21 protein-coding genes are annotated in these 21,312 nt (G+C 63.3%); 13 read left to right on the top strand and 8 right to left on the bottom strand.

Annotated features, from left to right (window positions below):
• Positions 1-189 precede the first annotated feature (189 nt).
• The 4 genes from lpxD to rplU all read right to left on the bottom strand — a co-directional run bounded on the left by lpxD (position 190) and on the right by rplU (position 4,616).
• Positions 190-1,242 carry a UDP-3-O-(3-hydroxymyristoyl)glucosamine N-acyltransferase gene (gene lpxD, locus VNN55_07770; protein ID HWO57447.1) on the bottom strand — a complete coding sequence of 351 codons (1,053 nt, stop codon included), beginning with the start codon at positions 1,240-1,242 and terminating at the stop codon, positions 190-192.
• A complete protein-coding gene (locus tag VNN55_07775; GenBank protein HWO57448.1) occupies positions 1,239-1,808 on the bottom strand; it encodes an OmpH family outer membrane protein in 570 nt (189 codons plus the stop codon). Before VNN55_07775 ends, lpxD begins: the two co-directional genes overlap by 4 nt.
• Before the next feature lie 29 nt (positions 1,809-1,837).
• A complete protein-coding gene (bamA, locus tag VNN55_07780) occupies positions 1,838-4,180 on the bottom strand; it encodes an outer membrane protein assembly factor BamA (GenBank protein ID HWO57449.1) in 2,343 nt (780 codons plus the stop codon).
• A 118-nt stretch (positions 4,181-4,298) separates the two neighbouring features.
• Positions 4,299-4,616 (bottom strand): 50S ribosomal protein L21, encoded by a 318-nt coding sequence (rplU, locus tag VNN55_07785; GenBank protein HWO57450.1) that lies wholly within the window; start codon positions 4,614-4,616, stop codon positions 4,299-4,301.
• 191 nt (positions 4,617-4,807) lie between these two features.
• Here rplU and VNN55_07790 point away from each other — a divergent pair, with 191 nt between their 5' ends.
• The 10 genes from VNN55_07790 to VNN55_07835 all read left to right on the top strand — a co-directional run bounded on the left by VNN55_07790 (position 4,808) and on the right by VNN55_07835 (position 13,896).
• Positions 4,808-5,143: a metalloregulator ArsR/SmtB family transcription factor gene (locus VNN55_07790; protein HWO57451.1), complete on the top strand. Its 336-nt coding sequence runs from the start codon at positions 4,808-4,810 to the stop codon at positions 5,141-5,143.
• 54 nt (positions 5,144-5,197) lie between these two features.
• Entirely contained in the window at positions 5,198-6,499 is a 1,302-nt protein-coding gene (locus VNN55_07795; GenBank protein HWO57452.1) for a permease, read from the top strand.
• An 11-nt stretch (positions 6,500-6,510) separates the two neighbouring features.
• Entirely contained in the window at positions 6,511-6,744 is a 234-nt protein-coding gene (locus VNN55_07800) for a thioredoxin family protein (GenBank protein HWO57453.1), read from the top strand.
• A 40-nt stretch (positions 6,745-6,784) separates the two neighbouring features.
• A complete protein-coding gene (locus VNN55_07805) occupies positions 6,785-7,237 on the top strand; it encodes a nitrophenyl compound nitroreductase subunit ArsF family protein (protein HWO57454.1) in 453 nt (150 codons plus the stop codon).
• Positions 7,234-7,923, top strand: a complete 690-nt coding sequence (locus tag VNN55_07810; GenBank protein HWO57455.1) for an aromatic aminobenezylarsenical efflux permease ArsG family transporter — start codon at positions 7,234-7,236, stop codon at positions 7,921-7,923. Before VNN55_07805 ends, VNN55_07810 begins: the two co-directional genes overlap by 4 nt.
• Positions 7,924-8,093: 170 nt before the next feature.
• Positions 8,094-10,127, top strand: a complete 2,034-nt coding sequence (gene uvrB, locus VNN55_07815) for an excinuclease ABC subunit UvrB (GenBank protein ID HWO57456.1) — start codon at positions 8,094-8,096, stop codon at positions 10,125-10,127.
• An 18-nt stretch (positions 10,128-10,145) separates the two neighbouring features.
• Positions 10,146-11,039: a hypothetical protein gene (locus tag VNN55_07820; protein ID HWO57457.1), complete on the top strand. Its 894-nt coding sequence runs from the start codon at positions 10,146-10,148 to the stop codon at positions 11,037-11,039.
• Positions 11,040-11,233: 194 nt separating this feature from the next.
• Positions 11,234-11,536: a FeoA family protein gene (locus VNN55_07825; GenBank protein ID HWO57458.1), complete on the top strand. Its 303-nt coding sequence runs from the start codon at positions 11,234-11,236 to the stop codon at positions 11,534-11,536.
• 64 nt (positions 11,537-11,600) lie between these two features.
• On the top strand, positions 11,601-13,748 hold the full coding sequence (gene feoB, locus VNN55_07830) for a ferrous iron transport protein B (protein HWO57459.1): 2,148 nt from the start codon (positions 11,601-11,603) through the stop codon (positions 13,746-13,748).
• Between the two features lie 10 nt (positions 13,749-13,758).
• Positions 13,759-13,896 (top strand): hypothetical protein, encoded by a 138-nt coding sequence (locus VNN55_07835; GenBank protein ID HWO57460.1) that lies wholly within the window; start codon positions 13,759-13,761, stop codon positions 13,894-13,896.
• Between the two features lie 160 nt (positions 13,897-14,056).
• Here the strand turns inward: VNN55_07835 and VNN55_07840 are convergent, their stop codons facing one another.
• The 3 genes from VNN55_07840 to VNN55_07850 form a co-directional block, all read right to left on the bottom strand.
• Complete coding sequence (locus tag VNN55_07840; GenBank protein ID HWO57461.1) at positions 14,057-14,215, bottom strand: hypothetical protein; 159 nt, start codon at positions 14,213-14,215, stop codon at positions 14,057-14,059.
• 113 nt (positions 14,216-14,328) lie between these two features.
• Positions 14,329-15,195, bottom strand: coding sequence for a T9SS type A sorting domain-containing protein (locus tag VNN55_07845; GenBank protein HWO57462.1), 867 nt, complete (start codon positions 15,193-15,195; stop codon positions 14,329-14,331).
• 340 nt (positions 15,196-15,535) lie between these two features.
• On the bottom strand, positions 15,536-15,820 hold the full coding sequence (locus VNN55_07850; GenBank protein HWO57463.1) for a metal-sulfur cluster assembly factor: 285 nt from the start codon (positions 15,818-15,820) through the stop codon (positions 15,536-15,538).
• A 366-nt stretch (positions 15,821-16,186) separates the two neighbouring features.
• On the opposite strand from VNN55_07850, the gene VNN55_07855 reads away from it, so the two are divergent.
• The gene (locus tag VNN55_07855) at positions 16,187-17,044 is read left to right on the top strand and encodes a hypothetical protein (protein HWO57464.1); all 858 of its coding nucleotides are present in this window, start codon (positions 16,187-16,189) and stop codon (positions 17,042-17,044) included.
• 17 nt (positions 17,045-17,061) lie between these two features.
• Here VNN55_07855 and VNN55_07860 read toward each other — a convergent pair whose 3' ends face one another.
• A complete protein-coding gene (locus tag VNN55_07860) occupies positions 17,062-17,232 on the bottom strand; it encodes a hypothetical protein (GenBank protein ID HWO57465.1) in 171 nt (56 codons plus the stop codon).
• On the opposite strand from VNN55_07860, the gene VNN55_07865 reads away from it, so the two are divergent.
• Both VNN55_07865 and VNN55_07870 read left to right on the top strand, forming a co-directional pair.
• Entirely contained in the window at positions 17,225-19,432 is a 2,208-nt protein-coding gene (locus tag VNN55_07865; GenBank protein HWO57466.1) for an oligopeptide transporter, OPT family, read from the top strand. The two genes, VNN55_07860 and VNN55_07865, sit on opposite strands and share 8 nt — an antisense overlap.
• 98 nt (positions 19,433-19,530) lie before the next feature.
• Complete coding sequence (locus VNN55_07870; protein ID HWO57467.1) at positions 19,531-21,231, top strand: tetratricopeptide repeat protein; 1,701 nt, start codon at positions 19,531-19,533, stop codon at positions 21,229-21,231.
• Positions 21,232-21,312 lie beyond the last annotated feature (81 nt).

Genomic DNA, 21,312 nt, shown 5'->3' on the forward strand with positions numbered 1-21,312 from the left:
TCGATGGCCCATCACCACGACCGCGTCATCCCAAGCCGCCCTCGCGCTCGTTGCGAGGGCGGCTTGGGATCTTTGTTTGATCTTAGGTCGCGGATGTGGCCGCGGCCATGCGGCATACTGCCGTTTGCGGCAGCGTGAAAGTCCGTTCTGTTGATGAATCGGGTAGAGAGGCGGCCGGTAACGCCCGTCCTACTTTTGCCTGGCTTCCAACTCCGCCACCCGCTTTTCCAATTCGCGCAGGCGCTTGAGGGTCTCGGGGAGGGAATGCGTGGCGGCAATGACGCGCTTTTGATGCGCCATTTCGCCGGCCGGCGAGCCGAGCCAGATGGTGTTCGGGGGAAGGTCCTTGACGATGCCCGATTGGGCGGCGACGATGACATTGTCGCCCAGTTCGATGTGTCCGATCAGGCCCACCTGCCCGGCCAGGGTTACATGGTTGCCCAACTTGGTTGAGCCGGAGATGCCGACCTGCGAAACGATGATGCAATCCTCGCCGATCTGCACATTGTGCGCGATCTGCACGAGGTTGTCGATTTTGGTGCCGCGGCCGATCACGGTCTGGCCCATGGTGGCCCGATCAATCGCGCAGCAGGCGCCGATCTCGACATCGTCGCCGATCGTGACGCCCCCGACCTGCGGAATCTTTTCGTGCTTTCCGTTGACCGGAGCGTAACCGAACCCGTCGGAGCCGATCACTGTGCCCGGATGAATCCTTACCCGCGCCCCCAGCGTGCAGCCCGGCAGGATCGTCACATGCGGGCCGATCATCGAGTCGGCGCCGATCACCGAGCGGGCGCCGACAAACGATCCGGCCAGAATCACCGCGCCGTCGCGCAATTCCGCCTCATCATCGATCACGCACATCGGCCCGACATGCACCCGGTCACCCAAACGGACCCGGTGTCCGATCCGTGCCGACTGGTCGACACCCGGCGGGGGAGAGGGCGGAGGCGGATGAAACAGGGTCAGCGCCTGCAGAAACGTGAAGTACGGATTGTCGTGGATCAGGAGCGCCGCGCCGCGGGCGACCTCCGCGCGCGGGACGCCAAACAGATCCGGCGCCACGATCACGGCCGCGGCGCCGGTCGTACGCAGATGGTCGGCGTATTTGGGATTGGCCAGAAACGACAACTGGCCCGGACCGGCGTTTTCAATCGGCGCCACGCCGGTAATCGCGACCGAGCCGTCGCCATCCACCCGGGCGCCGAGACGCTCGGCCAACTGGGCCAGCGTGAAGGTCATTTGATCTTGGCCAACTCCTCGAACACCCGGTCGGTGATGTCGAGCTTCTTTTTGGCGTACATCACCGGCGCGAACTGGATCCCCGCCGGCGTCATGTAAATCTGCGAGGCGTTGAAGACAAAGTCGTAGTCCTCGTTGGTGGCGATGGTCTGCACCACTTCCTGGATCTTCTGCAGAATCGGGTTGGTCAGCTCGGCGCGGCGCTTTTCGGCCTGCTGCTCGAGGCGCGTCTTAGTCTCCATCACCGTCTGCTCCAGCGCCTTGAGCTCATCCTCGCGCTGTTGGCGGCGCTCCTCGTTGAGGATCAGTTGCTGCTTCTTGTAGTCTTCCAGCCGGTTGAAGTAGACTTCCTGCAGACTGTCGAATTCGGCCTCCCAGACCGACGCGTCCTTGCGGAACAACTCCTCGGCCTCCTTGAACTCGGCGTATTCGCCCAGGATGCGGTCCAGATCAACCCAGCCGATCTTCCCCTGCGCCTGCGCGGTTGCGGTCATCCCGGCCGCAGCCCATGCCACAGCCAGCGCGATCAACCCCCAGCGGACCAGCCGCCCACTTGTGCGTCCCATAGTCGCTCCCATCTAGTCGGCGCGTCCGGTTAGAATGACCCGCCGAACTGAAAATGCGGTTTCAACTTGCCCTTGTCGTTCCCCTTGAGGGGAATGCCGAAGTCAAAGCCCAGAAGCCCCATCCCCGGCACCATCAAACGGAACCCGAAGCCATACGATGTCCAGACATCGAACGGATCGATGCTGGTCGCCTTCAGCCAGACATTGCCCGCATCGAAGAACATCAACCCATAAATCTGCTGCTTGACCACCGGAAAGACAACCTGCGCGTTCAGCGTGTAGATCGCCTGCCCGCGCGCGGTGTCCAGCGTGCTGTACTCCGGCAGACGGCCAGTGACCAGATCGCCGATCCGGTTGCCGGGAATGGTGGCCTCACGCTCGGCGACCGTGCTGGTGTCCTCGAAAGCGACGATCGAGCGGTCGCTGTAGCCGCGGATCATCCCGTCGGAACGGATCCCGCCGGCGTAGAAGAGCTCCGAATACGGCACCGAGCCGCCGCCGGCCCCGGCCTGGATCACGCCGACGTTCCACGACGGCGAGAAGACAAATCCCTTCCAGAGCCGCTGGAAGATCGTGTAGGTGAAGTTGTGCTTGGTGTAACTCCAGTCGCCGCCCAGGGCGCCGCCGGCGAACTCCGTCCGGTAACTGGCCCGGCTGCCGCGCGTGGCAAACTCCGGCAGGTCGCGCGAATCGCGCGACACCGTCATCGACGTCGCCGACACCAGCCCCTCGCTGTAGTCGTACGAGGCCGCCAGCGCCGAGTCGGAAAAGTCGGTGTACTCGAAATTCTCAAGACGGTAGTTCCAATAGACGCTGAAGTAGTCGTCGGGCCACTTCAGCCGCCGCCCCAGCCGCGTCGAGAGCCCCGAGGAATTCTGCGTGAAATCGTCCGAACCGGCAATGTACGGATCGTCGTAGGTCCGCTCCAGCCGCGAGATGTCAAACCCCACCGAGGTCGGCGTGTCAAACAGCCACGGCTCGGTGAAACCCAAACGATACGACTGCCGCCGTTTGCCGAACTCGACCAGGAAATTGGCGCTCTGCCCGTTGCCGAACAGGTTCGGGATGCCCAGATCGACAGTGCCGACAAACTTGTCCTGCTCCGAATACCCGCCGCCGACCTGGATCTGCCCCGTGGGTTTCTCCTCCACACGCACCGTCAGATCGACGCGGCCATCGGGCAGCTGGTTGAACTCCGGCACCGCGTTGCTGAAGTAGTTCAGGAGCATGACGTTGCGCAGCGATCGCTCCAGAAGCGAGCGACGGAACACCTGCCCCGGATACAAGACCAGCTCGCGCCGGATCACCTTGTCCTTGGTCTTGGTGTTGCCGACGATGTCCACCCGGTTGATGTGCGCCGGCACCCCTTCGGAGATTTCATAGGTGATGTTGACCGTCGAGTCCACCGTCTTGGTGTCCTCGATCATGCGCACGTAGAGGTATCCCTCTTCGAGGTAGGCGTTGTAGATCTGCTGCTCGGATTCCTCGAACTTCTCCTGATTGTAGACATCGCCCGGCTGGTACTTGAGCGCGCGCCGCAGGCGCTCCTCGCTTAAGACCGCCATGCCGGAAAACGACGACGTCCCGAAGTAGTAGCGCGGCCCCTCGTTGACGGTGATCTGGATTTCGACGTGCGTCTTTTCGTCGTTGAGGATGATCGTATCGTCGACGATGACCGCGTCGAGATACCCCTTCTTGCGGTAGAAGTCGGTCACCGCCTTGAGGTCCTCGGGATACTTCTCGCGGTTGAAATGCCCGCCGCCGAAGATCGAGCGCAGAAACCCGCGCGGCTTGTTGGACATCCTCTTCTGGAGCTCGTCGTCGAAGAGCTTCTCGTTGCCGATGAACTCGACCCTGGAGACTTTGACCGGGCTTTTCTCATCGATCTCGAAAACGACGTTGACCTCGTCTTGCGCCACCCCCGGCTCGGTCTTGGCGGTCACGGTGGCCAGGAAGTACCCCTTCTCCTGGTAGGCCTTGCGGATGGCGGTCTCGGCGTCCTTGATCCTAGCCGGGCCGACCTTCTGGCCGGGCTTGATCGGCAAGGTCAGATCCTTCTCCTTGATCTTGTCGTTGCCCTTGAAGATGATCTGGCCCAGCCGCGGCAGTTCCTTGACCTTGATGATCGCCTTCAGCTGGCCGCCCAGATCCTCCGCCTCGATCCGCACATCCTCAAACAGCCCGAGCGCGTAGATCTGGTGCGCCGCCTTCTGCATGTCCTCGCGGGTGACCATCTGGCCCTTGGCCAATCCGCCGACGCTGATGATCAATTTCGCGTCAGTGGTGACCGCTCCTTCAACCACCACGTCGGCCACCATCACCCCCTGCGCCTGCGCCGGCCACGGCGCCAGCGCGACGGCCAGCCACAACAACAAACCGCCCCATCGGAGACACCCGACAGGACGGTTTGCGGGATGGACGCTGGTGGTGGACTTAGATCCGCCGCGATATGGACGGCCGTACAGTCTCAAAGCGGCGAGCCACTCGAGTCTAGGCATGGACCGCGGTGATGCGGACCTTGGTGTATTCCTGACGGTGTCCGTTGCGTTTGCGTGAATTGTGACGGCGGCGCAGCTTGAAGACGATCTGCGTGTCGGCCTTCTCCTGCGCGAGAATCTCAGCGGCGACTTTGGCGCCGGCAACCACCGGCTGGCCGGCCCTGGTCTGGTCGCCCTTGCGGACCAGAAGCACCCGCTCGAAGTTGATCTTGTCGCCGGCCGATCCGGCCAGATGCGGGACACGCAAAATGTCCCCTTTGCCGACCGCAAATTGACGCCCGCCCGTTTCGATGATTGCCTCGTAACCCATTCCCGACCTTTCGCTGACCGTAAAAGCCAAAGTAGACCGCTCACAAAGCCCCCCATGATAACAATCCACCGGCCCAAGTCAAGACATTTAACCCCTTAGAGCGCAAACCGTTCCACCGGCCCAATCCGCGCAGACGCCCATTGTCACAACCTTGGCGAATTTGCCAAACAGCCAAGAAGGCGGAGCGTAACATGGGCACACGAGGGGAGCGCATGCCCAACATCGACCGTAAACGACTCGCCACACGCGCCAACATCATCAAGGCCCTGGCCCATCCGAGCCGCCTTCTGATGGTCGAGGAGCTTTCCGCCCGCGAACGCTGTGTCTGCGAGCTGGCCGAGTTGGTCGGCGCCGACATGTCCACCGTCTCCAAGCACCTTTCCATCCTCCGCAACGCCGGCATCGTCGAGGATGAAAAGCGCGGGTCCATGGTCTTTTACCGTCTGCGCACCCGTTGCGTCTTTCGCTTCTTCGAATGCGTCGAGGCGATCTCAAAAGAGTCGGCCATGGCGAAGAGCGAACGCTGATTGTTTTTGTCCTATATTTGGCGATTTGGCCAAATGACCAAGGATGACTGACCGATGGATTCCGACTTCCATTGGCGCGATCAATGGGAAGCAGTTCTCTGGATTGTCGCCGGCTTCCTCGCCCTCTACTTCCTTCCCGCCGGAGAGCGTCTTGATCGCGCCGTGACCGAGAGCGTCCAGTTGGCGCGCTGGTACACGCGCGAGCATGTCCTGCTCTGCCTGGTGCCGGCCTTTTTCATCGCCGGCGCCATCAGCGTGTTGGTGCGTCAGGAGAGCGTGATCAAGTTGCTCGGCCCGCAGGCGAAGAAGTACATCGCCTACCCGGTGGCGGCGGTGACCGGCACTATTCTCGCCGTTTGCTCCTGCACCGTGTTGCCGCTCTTTGCCGGGATCCGTCAACGCGGCGCCGGCCTCGGTCCGGCGATCGCCTTTCTCTACTCCGGCCCGGCGATCAATCTGCTTGCGATCATCCTCACCGCCCGCGTCCTCGGCATGGAATTGGGCGTGGCGCGCGCCATCTTCGCCGTCGTTTTCTCGGTTGTGATCGGGCTGGCGATGGCGGCGCTGTTCCGTGAGCGGCCCGACTCCGGCGCCGCGCCGCTGGTTGTCGGCGAAGGGCGCGACGACCCGCCGGTCTCGCACACGCTCGTTCACCTCCTGGCGCTGATCGCAATCCTGGTCTTCGCCAATTGGAGCGAGGGCGGCGACACCGGCGGTATCTGGCATCTGATCTTCCTTATCAAGTGGTGGCTGACCGGCGCGGCGGCGCTGGTGCTGGGTTGGGGGATGGTGCGCTGGTACGGCCACAAACTCCGGACCGTGGCCTTGCTCGCCTGTTCTGTCATCGCGTTGGCCGTCGTGTTTCCCCGCCATCCCGAAGTCGCTTTCGCCGCCGCCACAGTCGGGCTCTCAATCCGGTTGGCGCGTTCCACCGGTCTGTCCGCCGCCTGGTTTGGCGCATCGTGGGGATTTGCGCGGCAGATGCTGCCGCTGTTGCTGATCGGCGTGCTGGTATCGGGATTCCTGCTGGGACGCCCTGGCCACGAAGGGCTGGTGCCGTCGACGTGGATCGCCGGCGTCGTCGGCGGCAATTCGCTCTTTGCCAACTTCTTTGCCGCGATCGCCGGCGCCTTCATGTACTTCGCCACTCTCACCGAAGTTCCGATCGTGCAGGGATTGGTCGGCAGCGGCATGGGCAAGGGGCCCGCGCTGGCGCTGCTTCTGGCCGGGCCGGCGCTCTCGTTGCCCAGCATGATCGTGATCGCCGGTGTCATCGGCGTTAAACGGACCGTTGTGTACACTGGGCTGGTTGTGGCATTCGCCACGCTCAGCGGACTGGTGTTTGGATCATTTTGAGAGGAGTTGGGATGAAACGCATCGAAATTCTCGGCCCCGGCTGCGCCAAGTGCCACAAACTGGCCGAAGTGACGCAGGAGGCCGCCAACGAGCTGAAACTCGAATGTGAAATCGTCAAGGTCACCGACATTCAGCAGATCGTCAGCCGCAACGTGCTGATGACTCCGGCGCTGGTTGTCGATGGCGCGGTGAAGTGCAGCGGGCGCGTCCCGAGCCTGTCCGAGCTCAAAACGATGCTGTCATGACGGCGGCACGAGCCGAGCCCATCGGACGAAAGGACAAACCATGAAACGCATTCTCCAATTCGCGCTGCTGGCCGTCGTTGTCGCCAGCATCATCTGGCTGCTGGTTCCGCGACGCGACGCCGGCGAATCGACCGCCACCGTCGCCGCCGCGCCGGCCGAGTATGTCGCCTACTACTTTCACCGCACCGCCCGCTGCGTGACCTGCCTGAAGATCGAGCAGTCCGCTCATGATGCCATCTTCGCCAACTTTGGTCCGGCGTTGCGCGCCGGGAAGCTGCTCTTCCTGCCGACCAATGTCGAGGCGGCGGGCAACGAGCATTTCATCAAGGATTATGAACTGGTCTCGCAGGCGCTGGTGCTGGTGCAGTATCAGGATGGCAAGCCGATGCGTTCGCGCAACCTCGACAAGATCTGGGATGTGATCGGCGACAGCGCGCAATTCGCCGACTACGTCACCGGCGAAGTCGCCGCGTTCATGGGGATCACTCCATGAACGATCTCTGGTTCGGTGTCAGCACCGCCATCTGGCTGGGTCTGGTGACCGCCGTCAGCCCTTGTCCGCTGGCGACCAATGTCGCCGCGGTGACCTGCATCGGCCGTCAGGTGGCGCTGCCGCGGCGCGTCTTCTGGAGCGGGCTGGCCTATGGCCTCGGACGCGTGGCGGCCTACACCCTGCTGGGCGCGCTGATTGCCACCGCGCTGGCCACACCGCTGGCGTTGTCGAACACCCTGCAGGATGTCATGGCCAAACTGATCGGCCCGCTGTTGACCCTCGTCGGCATGATCGTGCTGAAACTCCTGCCGCTGCCGGCCACCCCCGGTGTGCCCCTGGCCCGCTGGGGGGAACGTCTCGGCGGCGGCAACCCCGGCGGCGCGGGCCTGTTGGGATTTTTGTGTGCGCTCGCCTTCTGTCCGGTCTCGGCCGCGCTCTTCTTCGGCAGTCTTGTGCCGTTGGCGGTGGAACACCAGCGACCGCTGGTCTATCCCGCCCTCTACGGCATTGCCACCGCCTTTCCGGTGGTCGCTCTCGGCATCGGGCTGGCTCTCGGCGCCAACTGGGCCGGCCGTTTCCTCCACCGTCTGCCGCAGATCGAACGCATCGGCCGCACCGTGACCGGCACAATCTTCATCCTCGCCGGCCTGTACCTGACCGCCAAATACGTCTTCGCGATCCTCTGACTGTCAGGTGTCGCAGCAAAATTCGGCAATCAGGATATTGGCGCCCCCAAGGAATCCCCGTCATTCCACTCCGTAGAAGCGGCTCTTGAGCCGCGTCCCCACCAACAGAAGTGATCCTCCCCGCCCCTTGACGTGTATTATCTTGCGCTTTCGTCCGTACAAGGACTGCCATGGCCCAGATTCGCGCTCCCCATCCCGGCGTTTTCACGCTCGAAAGCCCTTACCAGCCCACCGGCGACCAGCCGGAGGCAATTCGTCGCCTGCTGGAAGGCCTGGCGCAAAACACCCGCCACCAGACGCTTCTGGGGGTGACCGGCTCCGGCAAGACCTTCACCATGGCCAACGTCATCGCGCAGTGGGGACGTCCGACCCTGGTCCTCTCCCACAACAAGACCCTGGCGGCGCAACTCTACGGCGAGCTGAAGGGGTACTTTCCCCACAACGCGGTCGAGTTTTTCATCTCGTACTACGATTACTACCAGCCGGAAGCGTATGTCCCGCAGTCCGACACTTACATCGAGAAGGACACCTCGATCAACGACGACATCGACCGTCTCCGCCTGCGCGCCACCGCCTCGCTGCTGGAGCGTCCCGATGTCATCATCGTGGCCTCGGTCTCCAGTATCTATGGCCTCGGCTCCCCCGAGGAATACAAGAACATGATGGTCTTCGTGCAGGTGGGTCAGACCATCGCGCGCGACAAACTGCTGGGCCAGTTGATCGACATCCATTACACCCGCAACGATTTCGATTCGGCCCGCGGCACCTTCTCGGTCAAGGGCGATATCGTACAGGTGATGCCCGCCTATGAGGAACAGGCGATCCGCATCGAGTTTTTCGGCGATGAGATCGAGCGCATCACCGTGGTCGATTCGCTCACCGGCGAGATCCTGCGCCGCACCGACCGCAAGGCGATCTACCCGGCCAAGCACTTTGTCACCAGCGTCCCGCGCCTGACCCAGGCCATCTCGCGCATCGAGGATGAACTCGAAGTCCGCCTCAAGGAATTGCGCGATCAGAACAAACTGCTCGAAGCCCAGCGTCTCGAATCGCGCACCCGTTTCGACATCGAGATGATGCGCGAAATCGGCTACTGCTCCGGCATTGAGAACTACTCGCGGCATCTGGCCGGACGCGCCGCCGGGGAGAGGCCCTATACGCTTCTGGATTTCTTCCCGCGCGAGGATTTCCTCGCCATCATCGACGAGTCCCACCAGACCCTGCCGCAGGTGCGCGGCATGTACGCCGGCGATCGCTCGCGCAAGATGACGCTGGTCGAGTATGGGTTCCGTCTGCCCTCGGCCCTCGACAACCGCCCGCTGGTCTTCGATGAATTCTGGCAGATGCTCGACCAGGTGATCTACGTCTCCGCCACCCCGGCCGACATCGAGTTGGAAAAATCCGGCGGCGTGGTGGTCGAGCAGATCATCCGCCCGACCGGCCTGGTCGATCCGGAGATCATCGTCCGTCCGCTGGACAAGCAGATCGATGACCTGATCGCCGAAATCCGCAAGCGGGTTGAGAGCAAGGAACGCGTCCTGGTCACCACGCTGACCAAGCGCATGTCCGAGGACCTGGCCGACTACCTCGCCCAGATGCGCATCCGGGTGCGCTACCTGCATTCGGAAATCGACACCATCGAACGCACCGAGATCCTGCGCGACCTGCGACTGGGCGATTTCGATGTCCTGGTCGGGATCAACCTGTTGCGCGAGGGGCTCGACCTGCCCGAAGTCTCGCTGGTGGCGATCCTCGATGCCGACAAGGAGGGATTCCTGCGCTCGGAGCGGTCGCTCATTCAGGTCGCCGGACGCGCCGCCCGCAACGCTGGCGGCACCGTCATCATGTATGCCGATCAGATCACCGACTCAATGAAGAAGGCCATCGACGAGACCAACCGCCGCCGCCAGATTCAGCAGGAATACAACGCCCGGCATGGAATAATTCCCCGCACCATCGTTAAAAGCGAGGAGGAGATCCGCCGCGCCACAGTCTTCGCCGACGCCAAGTCGGAGGTCTATGTCGAGGAGGAAAAGGTCAAGCGCCCCAGCGGATTCGACAAGATGGCCCTCGACGATCAGATCATGTTCCTCACCAAGGCAATGAAGGACGCCTCGAAAAAACTCGACTTCGAGGCCGCCGCCAGACTGCGCGACGAGATCGCCGAACTGCGCAAGCAGCGGCATGCGCCGCGTTCGCGCTGAATCCAAAGCCCGCCGACAATGCGCCGATTGCTGCGACCAGCGTTGACCTTGTTGTGCCTGCTGGCGCTTGGTGAGACTGTCCACGCCCAGTGGCCCGCCCTCTATTTCCGCGCCGATCCGCTCTTGCGTCTCGATCTCTCGCGGCGCTCGGCCGGGACCAGTCTTGCTTTGTCGACTTACCGCTACAAGGCCGAGGCCTACTTCGATGGCCGCGACAAGACCCCGCACTCCAGCGTCTCCGAATACCCGATGATCGCCTACGAGCGCGAGGAGTTTGTCTTCTCCGGCGTGATCGGTTTGTCCGGGGACGTTGCCGCGGTGATCGCGGTGCCGGTTTCGCATGCCTCGCAACGTTACCACGAGACAGGGGAGTGGGGGATCGAACGTCTCTGGCTGGGGGGATTGTGGGCCGTCGATCGCGCGCGTCATTTCTCCCTGCTCGGCTGGATGGCCGTCGACTGGGATGGTCCGACCGGCAACCTGCTCTATGCCGTCGGCGACGACAACGGCTCCAGTCTCGCCGGTCTCCAATTCATCCTGGCCTCGGGCGACCGCTCCCGTGGCCCCGAGCTTTATCTGCGCGGCGGCGCGGCAGTCCACCTGCGGAAGGATCGCTGGTTCAACCGACGGCTCTACGAGTTTCCCGTGGAGTTCCGGTTCCTGATGCCAGTCACGAACCGTCTGGCGCTCGGCGGGGGTGTCGACGGCCACTTTGTGGTCGGCCACCAGGAGTCGCTCGCGTTCATCGGGCGCTACACTTCCCACGACGCCTTCGCCATCGGGCCCGATCTTTCGCTGCGGCTCACTCCGGAGACCCGCCTGCATGCGGTCTTCCGCGACGAGATCATCGGCTATTACGCTTCGGCCGGGGTGTACTGGAATGTCGCCTTGGCGATTACGCCGTTCCGCTGAACCGGGGCGCTCCGGCCCGCCCGTTAGAACACTGTCAAAACCAACTTAGGGCCGTCAAACTTTGTCCAAATTCCGTTGACTGCGTCGCGCTTTCTTGCGTAGATAGGTCGACGCGGAGGCCGGAAACCTCCGCTCTCTTGGCGCCTGGTAGTTAGGCATGCCTAACTATCGCGCCGCAACCGGAGATCGTACCAATGACCGCTGTTGTCACCGCCGCGCCGTCCCGGCCCGCCGCCTGGACGACTCTTGAGGAGATCGACGCCTTGGCCCCCGCGCGTTGCCTGTCACAGCTCCTGCCCGGCCAGACCGGACGGGTCCATTCGGTGCAGGGCGAGCCGCAACTGGCCCTGCGCATCCTCGAACTTGGCCTAGTGGCGGGCACCCCCGTGCGGCTCCTGCGTGCCGCGCCGCTGGGCGGACCGATCGAGGTCGAAGTCGATGGGTTCTTTCTGTCGCTGCGTCGCAGTGAGGCCGATGCGGTCTTAATCGAGGTCTGAGGTCGGGTTTGCCGTGACGATGGGGGGCAGCCCCGCGTCCGCCGCCGTAACACTCCGGATCCGCATGTCCATCGCCGCCAACCAGACTCAACGTACCTACACCGTCGCGCTGGCAGGCAATCCCAACTCCGGCAAGACGACTCTCTTCAATGCCCTGACCGGTCTGCGTCAAAAGACCGGCAATTATCCCGGCGTCACCGTGGAACGCAAGACCGGCGCGTGGTGCTTCCGCGGCGCGCGGTTCGACCTCCTCGATCTGCCCGGCTGCTATTCGCTCATTCCGCGCTCGCCGGATGAGAAGGTCGCCTCCGACATCATTTTCGGCCGCGACCATGCCACGCCTCCCGATGCGGTGATCTGCGTGGTCGATGCGACCAATCTGGCGCGCCACCTCTATCTCGCCGGCCAGATCATCGAAACCGGCCTGCCCACGGTCATTGCCCTGACCATGGTCGATGAAGCCCGCCGTCGCGGGCTTTCGGTCGATGCGCGACGCCTCGCCGCGCGGCTGAAAGTGCCGGTGGTCGCGGTGGTCGCCGCCAAGGGGGAGGGGCTGGAGCAACTCGGCAACGAACTTGAACGCATCCTTGGGTGCGGCTGGCAGACCCCGGATCGCGGGTTCCGCCTGCCGCCGGCGCTGGAAAGCCGCATCCGTGAATCGGCCCCGCTGGCCGACTCCACCGAAATCCAGACACTCTACTGCGTCGCCGGCCAACATACACCCGCCTGCACCGAGAAGCTGGAAAAGATCGCCGGGCAGGTGCGCGCCGATCTCGGGCTGGATGAGGAGACCGTGCGCCGCTTCATTGTCGAGGCCCGCTACAAGTGGCAGCGCGATGTCGCCCATGAGGTGGTGCGGTTCGAGGGCCGCGGCCAGGCCGACTGGACACGCCGTCTCGATGACCTCTTCCTCCACCGCGTCTTCGGACCGATCATCCTTGTCGTGGTCCTCGCGCTGGTGTTCCAGTCGGTGTTCACCTGGGCCTCCTATCCGGCCGACGCGATTGCCTATCTCACCGACACCTGGCTGCCGTCGCTGGTCGACGGCGTCCTCGCGCCCGGGCCGTTGCACAGTCTGCTCAACGATGGTGTGATCGCCGGCGTCGGCGCGGTGCTGGTCTTCCTGCCGCAGATTCTCTTGATCTATCTGTTCCTGACTCTGCTGGAAGACTCGGGCTATCTGTCACGCGCCGCCTTCATTCTCGACTACGCGATGGCGAAGGTCGGCCTCTCCGGACGCAGCTTCATCCCGTTGCTTTCGTCTTTTGCCTGCGCGGTGCCGGGGATCATGGCCACACGCACCATCCCGCATCAGAAGGACCGGCTGGCCACCATCCTGATCGCGCCGCTGATGACATGCTCAGCGCGGTTGCCGATTTATGCGCTGCTCATCGCCGCGTTTGTGCCCGAGACCAGAGTCTGGGGACCGTTTGGCTATCAGGGGCTCACGTTGTTGGGGCTCTACCTGATGGGCATTCTCGGAGCGATGCTGGTGGCGGCGATTTTCCGCCGCACCATCCTGCGCGGTCCGACCCCGCCGCTTTTGCTTGAACTGCCGACCTATCGCATGCCGCGATTGAAGACCCTGCTCATCACGCTGTGGGACCGCGCGCGGACCTTCCTGGTCTCCGCCGGCACCCTGATCTTCGCCGCCTCGATCGTGCTCTGGGCGCTCTTCAGCTACCCGCGCCACCAGGACATCGAAGCGCGCTTTGCCGCCGAACGGCAGGCGCTGATTCAGCAGAATGCCGGAGAGGACCAGTTGACCGCGCTGGACAATCGCGCCGCCGCCGAACGGTTGCGCGGATCGCTGGCGGGCCACATCGGGCGCGCCCTCGAGCCGGTTTTGGAGCCGTTGGGCTTCGACTGGAAGATCGGCATCGGCATCCTCGGCTCGTTTGCCGCCCGCGAGGTCTTTGTCTCGACCATGGGCGTCACCTACGGCGTCGGATCATCGGCGGACGATGCCGGCCTGGCCGAAAAACTGAAGGCCGACACCAACCCGCAGACCGGCGCGCCGGTCTGGACCCCGCTGGTGGCGATCACGCTGCTGGTCTTCTACGCCTACGCGCTCCAATGCGTCTCGACGCTCGCGGTGATCAAACGCGAGACCGGCGGCTGGAAGTGGCCCGCCTTCGCCTTCGCCTACATGGCGACACTGGCCTATGGCGCCGCCTTCATCACCCGTCAGATTGGATTGCGGTTCTTCTGAGGAGATGGCGATGCAGATTCCCGACTGGCTGCAGCATCTTACCATCGGCGTCCTTGTCGCCGCGGCGGCGCTCTACATCATCCGCACCCGTATCAGATCCGCCAAGTCCAAGTCCGGCTCCTGCCCCAATTGCACCATCAAACACTGATACCCTCACGGTTGGACTCTGCCAAGGAGGACGATCCGCCGCGGCGGATCGCCCGCACTTTCGCGCTGGCAACAAGGGGAAGGTCTGAGACCTGCCCGTACAATTTGAATGTGTAATCAACCGTAGGGGCGGGTCTGTGACTCGCCCTCATCATACATCATCACACATCCCCAAATACCATCATCCCCAATACCATCATCCCCAATGCCGTCATCCCCAATACCGTCATCCCAAGACCCGGCGCTCTTTGCCGGGTCTTGGGATCTTTGTTGCTCTTGAAGCGAAACGGCAGCGCGGGCACCGTCCGCCGGTGCATCATCTCACGCATCCTGCCGCGGGCGGCTCGCCCTCCCACCGGACGCGCCACACGAATACAAAAACCCCCGCCGGTTGCCCGGCGGGGGTTTGTGGTTGATGCCGAGGATGCGCCGGTTACTTCAGCAGCGTCATCTTCTTGGTGTCGGTGAAGTGGTTCGCCGTGATGCGGTAGAAGTAGACCCCCGAGGAGGCCTGCATGCCGTTCTCGTCGCGTCCATCCCACTCGACCCGCTGCACACCCGCCGTCATCTCCTGATCGGCGAGCACACGCACCGTCTGGCCCAGCACGTTGAACACCGTCACCTTCACCTGGCTGGCTTCGGGCAGCGAAAAACTGATGACCGTGCCGGCGTTGAACGGGTTCGGGTAGTTCTGATCGAGCGCGTACGAGGTCGGAACGGGCACCGAGCCGGCGCTGGTGACCGGGACTTCCATGCGGAATTCCAGGTCCTCGTTCCAGCGGACTTCCAGCTGGCCCTGGGCGTTGGTCTCATGCCAGACCAGCATGAGCTTGTGCGCCGGGGTCGGAATGTATTCGGAGTTGATCGTAAACCGGTCGATGGTCGGATCGGAAATGTCGAACGTCAGGAACGCGATCGGGCCGGAACCGACTTCGAGATCGGGCTTGTTGGCATCGTAGGCCATCGAGATCAAGCCCATCACGATCGTTTTGTTCTCGTTGTCGATGTTGGTGATCTTCTCGTCGAAGTAGTCAACGCGGCTGGCATACTCGACATTGACCAGATTGATGCCGTCGCCCGGCTGCCCGAACCGCAGCGGAATATCCATTGCCACCAGCGGCTGGGTGTTGTCCATCAGGAGCGGCACTGTGACGCGGCGGGTCGTGCCCTGGCCGGCCGCGGCCATCACCGGCGCGCCGATCCCCACCCTATCCTTGGTGGGCGCCGCGCCCGCGACCGCCATCGCCGGCAACAGCACCAGCACTGCCAGTGTCACTATTAGGCATTTCTTTACCATCATTCTGAACCCCCATGTGCAAATGGGTTTGTGTTAACGTCCCTTGTTAACCTCTGTCCGCAACATCCGTGCCAAGACAACCAGTGTGCAACGGCTTGCGATGTACGGGCACAACTTGGAAAGTGGGGTGAAGTCATTGTCTGACCTGTCTTCGATTAACCCCGTTCCGGCACGGACCGTGAGGGACAGCCCGTCTGACTGCATCGCCCGGGTGGCCCACCCCAGCGCGGGCCAACCCATGGGGGATTAACCATTCACGGTTTTGGGATCGATAGCACCCTCCTATGGTTGGGGTGGAAGACTCATCATCCGTGACGAGTCCTGATTGTAAAGCTGAACCGGGTTACACCCAGCCCAGCGCCTTGCGCGCCGTGTCGCTCATGCGGTCGGGCGTCCACGCCGGTTCCCAGACCACATGCACATTTACAGTCCCGATGCCGGGGATCTGGCGCAGCTTCGAGGCGGCGTCCTGCGAAATCATCTGGTGCGCCGGACACCCCTGCGCCGTCAACGTCATGTCGACATCGACATTGTTGTTCGCATCCACCCGGACATCGTAGATCAAACCCAGATCAACCAGCGAGACGATCGGAATCTCCGGATCGAAACACTTTCTCAACTGGTCCATTACCATCTCTTTAGTGACCATGGGGGCGCTCATGTTACCAGTTACCCGTCAAAAATCCAGACGTTCCCGTTGAAAACCAAAGTTGTCGCAGGACGCGGGTCAGAATCATCGATTCCAACCGGGCCGGGGAGGGGACGGCCCAAGGGACTAACGGCATCGGAAGGGCGGCGACTTGTGCGCCCCTCCCTCATCCAACGGCATGATAACCAATGCCTTCAGGGATGCAACAGGAAAAGTTCGCTCTGGTTTGGCCACCGACAGTCAAAGCGGGTAGGGAGTCGTAAGATATTGCCGCGTAACGTGTTCCACCAACGTTTCCACCTGCGATCTTGTCGATCACCTCCCAAGCCCTTATCATCCGCCGCCGTGAACAATGTCCTCATTGCCGATGTCTGCACCGCCGAGTTTGGTTGGGAAATCATGTGCTGGCAGGGCCTGGTGCGTCGGCGCGCGCAGGAGGGATTCGACGCCGTGGTCGTCGCCAGCACCGACGGGCATCTTCCGCTCTACGCCGACCTCAATCCGCTCTTTGTGCCGCACCGCATCGAGGGTCTGCGCGACTGCTGGGAAATGAAGAAGATCAGCAATCGTCGCGAGGCGGAGCGGGTGCGTCTTCATCTCGACAGCTTGCAGCGCGAGTACGAAGCGCGCGGCTGCCGTGTCCAGCGCATCCGTCCTTCGGGATTTGTTCCGACCAGCGAGCAGGTCTTCATACCCTTCGGCTCGCGCGAGGCGGCGCGTGCCGCCGGCCCGGTTGCCGACGTGGTGGTCCATGCGCGCACCAAACGCGGCAAGAATCCGCTCATCAATGCGCTCAACTGGCGGCAACGCGACTGGGACCGGTATGTGGCCTCGCTGCGCGCCCTCGGCCTGACGGTGGCGTCGATCGGTTCGCTGGATGCCTCGCTTCTGCCCGAGGGGACACTCGACTGTCGCGGCCATCCGCTCGATGCCGTGATGAATTTGCTGGCCGCCGCGCGCTTGGTTGTCGGTCCATCCAGCGGCCCGATCCATCTGGCCAGTCTCTGCCGCGCGCCGCATCTGGTGTGGGTGCCGCCGCTGCACGGCTCGCGCACGCTGGCCTGGGGCTCCACGCGCCAGCGCTATGAATCCATCTGGAATCCCTTCGGCACCCCGCACCGCGTGATCGAACTGGATGGCGAGCGCACGCCGCCGCCGGAGAAGATCCTCGCGCAGACGGTGGACTTTCTGGAACGACTCTGATCGGCGCCGATGGCGGATTATTTTACGCCGGATTGCGCGCACAGGCCAGTCTCTGACAGCGCGGCCAACTTTGGCCTTGTTGCGCCCGGAAAACCGCCGTTATCATCCGGCATGACTACCACCCAGTTCAAACCGTACATCGCCCCGGAAAAAACGATCACGGAAATGACGGTCAGCGGGTTGGTCATCGGATCAATCCTCGGCATCGTCTTCGCCGCCTCCTCGGTCTATCTGGCGTTGAAGGTGGGCCTGACCGTCTCCGCGTCGATTCCGATCGCGGTGTTATCGATCACGATCTTCCGCGCCTTCGGACGCGCCACGATCCTCCAGAACAACATGGTGCAGACCGTCGGCTCCGCCGGCGAGTCGATCGCCGCCGGGCTGGCCTTCACCCTCCCGTCGCTGCTGTTGATGGGGCAGGATCTGGAGTTCATGCGCATCCTATTGGTCGGTCTGCTTGGCGGCATGCTCGGCGTGCTGATGATGATCCCCCTGCGCCAAGGGCTGATCGTGCAGGAGCACGGCAAGCTCACCTACCCCGAGGGCACCGCCTGCGCCGACGTGCTGATCGTCGGCGACAAGGGCGGCACCACTGCCAAGACGGTGTTTCTGGGCGCGATCGTCGGATTTGTCTATGGGTTCCTCAACCTGGTCACCCGCTTCTGGAAAGACACCTCCGACTGGACGCTGCGCTTCTTCAAGGGGGCGTCGATCTCGGCGGAAGTCTCCGCGACGCTTCTGGGCGTCGGTTACATCATCGGCCCGAAGACCGCGGCCAACATGATGGCCGGCGGCGCGCTTGCCTTCATTGTGATCATCCCGATCATCAAGGTCTTCGGCGACGGGCTCGAACAGGTGATCTTCCCCGCGACAAAACTGATTCGCGACATGAGTCCCGGTGAACTGCGCAACGCCTATGTGCTCTACATCGGCGCCGGCGCCGTGGCCACCGGCGGCATCATCAGCCTGATCCGCTCGATTCCCTCGATCATCGGCGCCTTCAAACGCGGGGTCGGCTCGCTGTCGGCGGCGCGTCGCGGCACGCAAGTGGTTGTCCCGCGCACCGAACGCGACATCCCGATGGTCTGGGTGCTCGGCGGCAGCGCCGCGCTGGTCCTGGCCATCTGGGCCGCGCCGATGCTTCAAATCAATTTCGTCTCGGCCATCCTGATCGTCTTGTTCGGATTCTTCTTCGTCACCGTGTCCAGCCGCATCACCGGCGAGATCGGCTCCTCTTCAAATCCGATCTCCGGCATGACCGTGGCCACGTTGCTCATCACTTGCTTGCTCTTCCTGGCGGTGGGCTGGACGGGTGTCGATTACCGGGCCATGGCCTTGACCACCGCCGCGCTGGTCTGTGTGGCCGCATCCAACGGCGGGACCATCTCCCAATCGCTGAAGACCGGCTACCTGGTCGGCGCGACCCCGTCACTGCAGCAAATCGGCATCCTGGTCGGCGTCGTCACCAGCGCGATCGTGATCGGCTACACGCTTCTGTTCCTCAACGAATCCAAGACCACCTTCTCGGTGCGCGATTACCCGCAGTTCACCGCGACCGTGGCGCCCGATGCGCGCAAGGTCCAGGCCTACGACGGCAAGACGTATCCGGTCGTGTCGGTTCCCGAACCGACCAACGGCGTGCCCACCGGACAGTACCTCGTCAACGACCAGGGCAAGATTGTCTACTTGATGGATCCGGGCGTGTGCGGCACCGATGTGGAAAAAGTCGAGCCGATCCCGGCCGGCGAGTATGCCAACTTCCGCGCCGAGGCGCTGCCGGCCGATGCGCCCACCTTCCTGCTGGCCACCGGGCCGGCCCCGATTCTCGAACTGCATTCGGGACGCGATGGCGTGCCGCCCGGACGCTACCTCGTGGATGCCGGCGGCGCGATCACTCATCGGATCGTGGCGGTCACCAAATTCGACGCTCCCAAGGCGCGCCTGTTCAGTCTCATCATCGATGGCATTCTCACCCGCAAGCTCCCGTGGGCGCTGGTGCTGATCGGTGTGGCGCTCGCCTTCATGATGGAACTGGTCGGCGTCTCGTCGCTGCCGTTTGCCGTGGGTCTTTATCTGCCGATTTCGACCTCCACGCCGATCTTCGTCGGTGGCGTGGTCCGGATGATCATCGACAAGCGCCGCAAGGTCTCGGCGGCCGAGGCCGAGTTCTCGCCGGGCGTCCTGCTTGCCAGCGGACTAATCGCCGGCGGCGCGTTCGCCGGACTCTTCCAGGCCATCGTGCAGGGGGTGGGCGCCGATGCCACCTGGGACAAGTCCGCCTGGCTGAGTGCCATCTCCGGGGCCGACTGGTGGGCCCTCATTCCATTCGCCGGACTGGCGCTCCTGTTGTTCTTTGTCGCCGGCGGCTCGAACAACAAGGTAAAGTAGGTTCCCGCTTTTCACTGCAACCTCTTCGGCCAAAGTCGTATAATCAGCGGATGGACCCGGTTCATCCGCTGATTGTTTTTTGGAAGGGGGAGTCCCGTTTGCGTCTGTTGACCTTCGTGCGCGTTGCGCTTGTCCCTGCCTGCGCGTTCCTGTTGCTGTCCGCCTGTGGATCGACTCGGCCGAAGTCCGTCGTCGCCGACTCGGCAGCCGCCGCGGCCCCGATCGATCCCGCCAAGGGGCAGGCCGCCTACTATCTCTTCATGGAAGGCACAACGCTCAAGGAGGAAGGCAATCTCGAGCAGGCGGCGCAGGCCTTCGAGCGCGCGCTGCAGTTCGATCCCGGCTCCACCGAGATTCGCCTGTCGCTGGCCGACTGTTACTTCAACATGCGCCGCTTCGACCGCGCCATCGCCGTGGCCGAGGAGATCCCCGAGCGCGACCGCCGTGTCCTCGAACTGATCGCGCGCAGCCACCGTTTCATGGGTCATGACGAAGCCGCGGCGGCCATCTATCGCGAAATTGTCGCCCTCGATTCCACCGACGCCGAGACCTGGTGGTACCTGTCGCGTCTGTCGCTGCGCCAGGGCAATCTGAATCAGGCCGCCGACGATCTCGAACGGCTGGCGCGGCTGCGCGCCGATGGGCGGGTCTACATCGAGCTCGGCGACCTGCGCTCCCGGCTGGGGCAGTTTGATCTGAGCGTGATCGCGTTCCAGGAGGCGCTCAAGATCGACTCGGGGTGGGCCGGACGCGACGCCTGGATTGGGTTGGCCGGCGCGCTCGAACCGCTGGGTCGCTACAATGAAGCCGCCCACGCCTACCGTCAGGTCATCGCCATGTCGCCGCCGACCGAGCTGACGCCGCACCGTCGCTTGATCCAGTTGTTCCTCGCCGCCGACCAGCCCGATTCGGCCATCGCCGTGATCGAGCAGATACTGGCGGTGCGTCCCGACGATCCCGAACGGCTCCGTCTTGGCGTCCTGTGGTACTCCACGGGCCAGGAGGAGAAGGCCGAGTCGCTCTTTGTCGCGCTCGGCAGTTCCGTCGATCCCTATCTGCCGCTCTATTACCGCGGCCGCATCGCCGCCGACCGCAACGAATACCAAGTCGCCAAGGATTTTTTCACCCGCGCCATCGCGGTCAACGATTCCTTCCCCGATGCCTGGCTGCATCTGGGGCAGGCGCTGCTGGATCAGGATTCGGTCGATGCCGCGGTGGCCACCGCGCACCGCGCCATCCAGGCGACCGGCGATGAGCGCGACTTCTGGTACTTCATCGGGCTGGCCTACTCGCGCGCCGAACGCTACGATTCCGCCGCGGTCTGGCTCGACAAACTCTGGCGCGTCGATTCCCTCAACGCCCGCGTGCAGTTTTCCCTCGGCGCGGCGCTGGAGCGTTCCGGGCAGTTCGACCGCGCCGTCGCCGTGTTCGAAAACCTTATCGCCCGCGAGCCCGACAACGGCATCGCCCTCAATTACCTCGGCTACATGTACGCCGATTCGGGGATCCGCCTTGACGAATCCCTGCAGTTGATCCAGCGCGCTCTGCAGCAGGAGCCGGACAACGGCGCCTACCTCGACAGCTACGGCTGGGCGCTTTTCCGGCTGGGCCGTCTCAATGAAGCCGAGGCGGAGATCCGCAAGGCGTTGCAATCGCTGGAATCCGATCCCACGATCCACGACCACCTGGGCGACATCCTCGCCGCGCTCGGACGGCGCGACGAGGCGGTCACGCACTGGCGCCGCGCGCTTGAACTGGAACCCGGCAGCCAGGAAATCCGGCAGAAGCTGGGGCTTTAGACCGGTCGCCCGACCCCGCTTGACAAAACGCCGGCTGTCTGCTTTGTTTTCGGCAGGGTAGGCCAACGCACGGTCCTCACG

Source organism: bacterium (assembly GCA_035559435.1).
Classification (GTDB): Bacteria; Zixibacteria; MSB-5A5; order WJJR01; family WJJR01; genus JACQFV01.

Bases quoted from the DNA above. Each gene is read 5' to 3' on its own strand.
- VNN55_07860 (HWO57465.1), bottom strand. From the start codon at position 17,232: ATGACCAACCCGCTGACCGTCATTTCCGTGATCGTTTTTTCCGGGGCG.
- VNN55_07825 (HWO57458.1), top strand. From the start codon at position 11,234: ATGACCGCTGTTGTCACCGCCGCGCCGTCCCGGCCCGCCGCCTGGACG.
- VNN55_07850 (HWO57463.1), bottom strand. From the start codon at position 15,820: ATGGACCAGTTGAGAAAGTGTTTCGATCCGGAGATTCCGATCGTCTCG.
- VNN55_07790 (HWO57451.1), top strand. From the start codon at position 4,808: ATGGGCACACGAGGGGAGCGCATGCCCAACATCGACCGTAAACGACTC.
- lpxD (HWO57447.1), bottom strand. From the start codon at position 1,242: ATGACCTTCACGCTGGCCCAGTTGGCCGAGCGTCTCGGCGCCCGGGTG.
- VNN55_07805 (HWO57454.1), top strand. From the start codon at position 6,785: ATGAAACGCATTCTCCAATTCGCGCTGCTGGCCGTCGTTGTCGCCAGC.
- uvrB (HWO57456.1), top strand. From the start codon at position 8,094: ATGGCCCAGATTCGCGCTCCCCATCCCGGCGTTTTCACGCTCGAAAGC.
- VNN55_07840 (HWO57461.1), bottom strand. From the start codon at position 14,215: ATGATGCACCGGCGGACGGTGCCCGCGCTGCCGTTTCGCTTCAAGAGC.
- VNN55_07820 (HWO57457.1), top strand. From the start codon at position 10,146: ATGCGCCGATTGCTGCGACCAGCGTTGACCTTGTTGTGCCTGCTGGCG.
- VNN55_07795 (HWO57452.1), top strand. From the start codon at position 5,198: ATGGATTCCGACTTCCATTGGCGCGATCAATGGGAAGCAGTTCTCTGG.
- rplU (HWO57450.1), bottom strand. From the start codon at position 4,616: ATGGGTTACGAGGCAATCATCGAAACGGGCGGGCGTCAATTTGCGGTC.
- feoB (HWO57459.1), top strand. From the start codon at position 11,601: ATGTCCATCGCCGCCAACCAGACTCAACGTACCTACACCGTCGCGCTG.
- VNN55_07810 (HWO57455.1), top strand. From the start codon at position 7,234: ATGAACGATCTCTGGTTCGGTGTCAGCACCGCCATCTGGCTGGGTCTG.
- VNN55_07775 (HWO57448.1), bottom strand. From the start codon at position 1,808: ATGGGACGCACAAGTGGGCGGCTGGTCCGCTGGGGGTTGATCGCGCTG.
- VNN55_07800 (HWO57453.1), top strand. From the start codon at position 6,511: ATGAAACGCATCGAAATTCTCGGCCCCGGCTGCGCCAAGTGCCACAAA.
- VNN55_07845 (HWO57462.1), bottom strand. From the start codon at position 15,195: ATGATGGTAAAGAAATGCCTAATAGTGACACTGGCAGTGCTGGTGCTG.
- VNN55_07835 (HWO57460.1), top strand. From the start codon at position 13,759: ATGCAGATTCCCGACTGGCTGCAGCATCTTACCATCGGCGTCCTTGTC.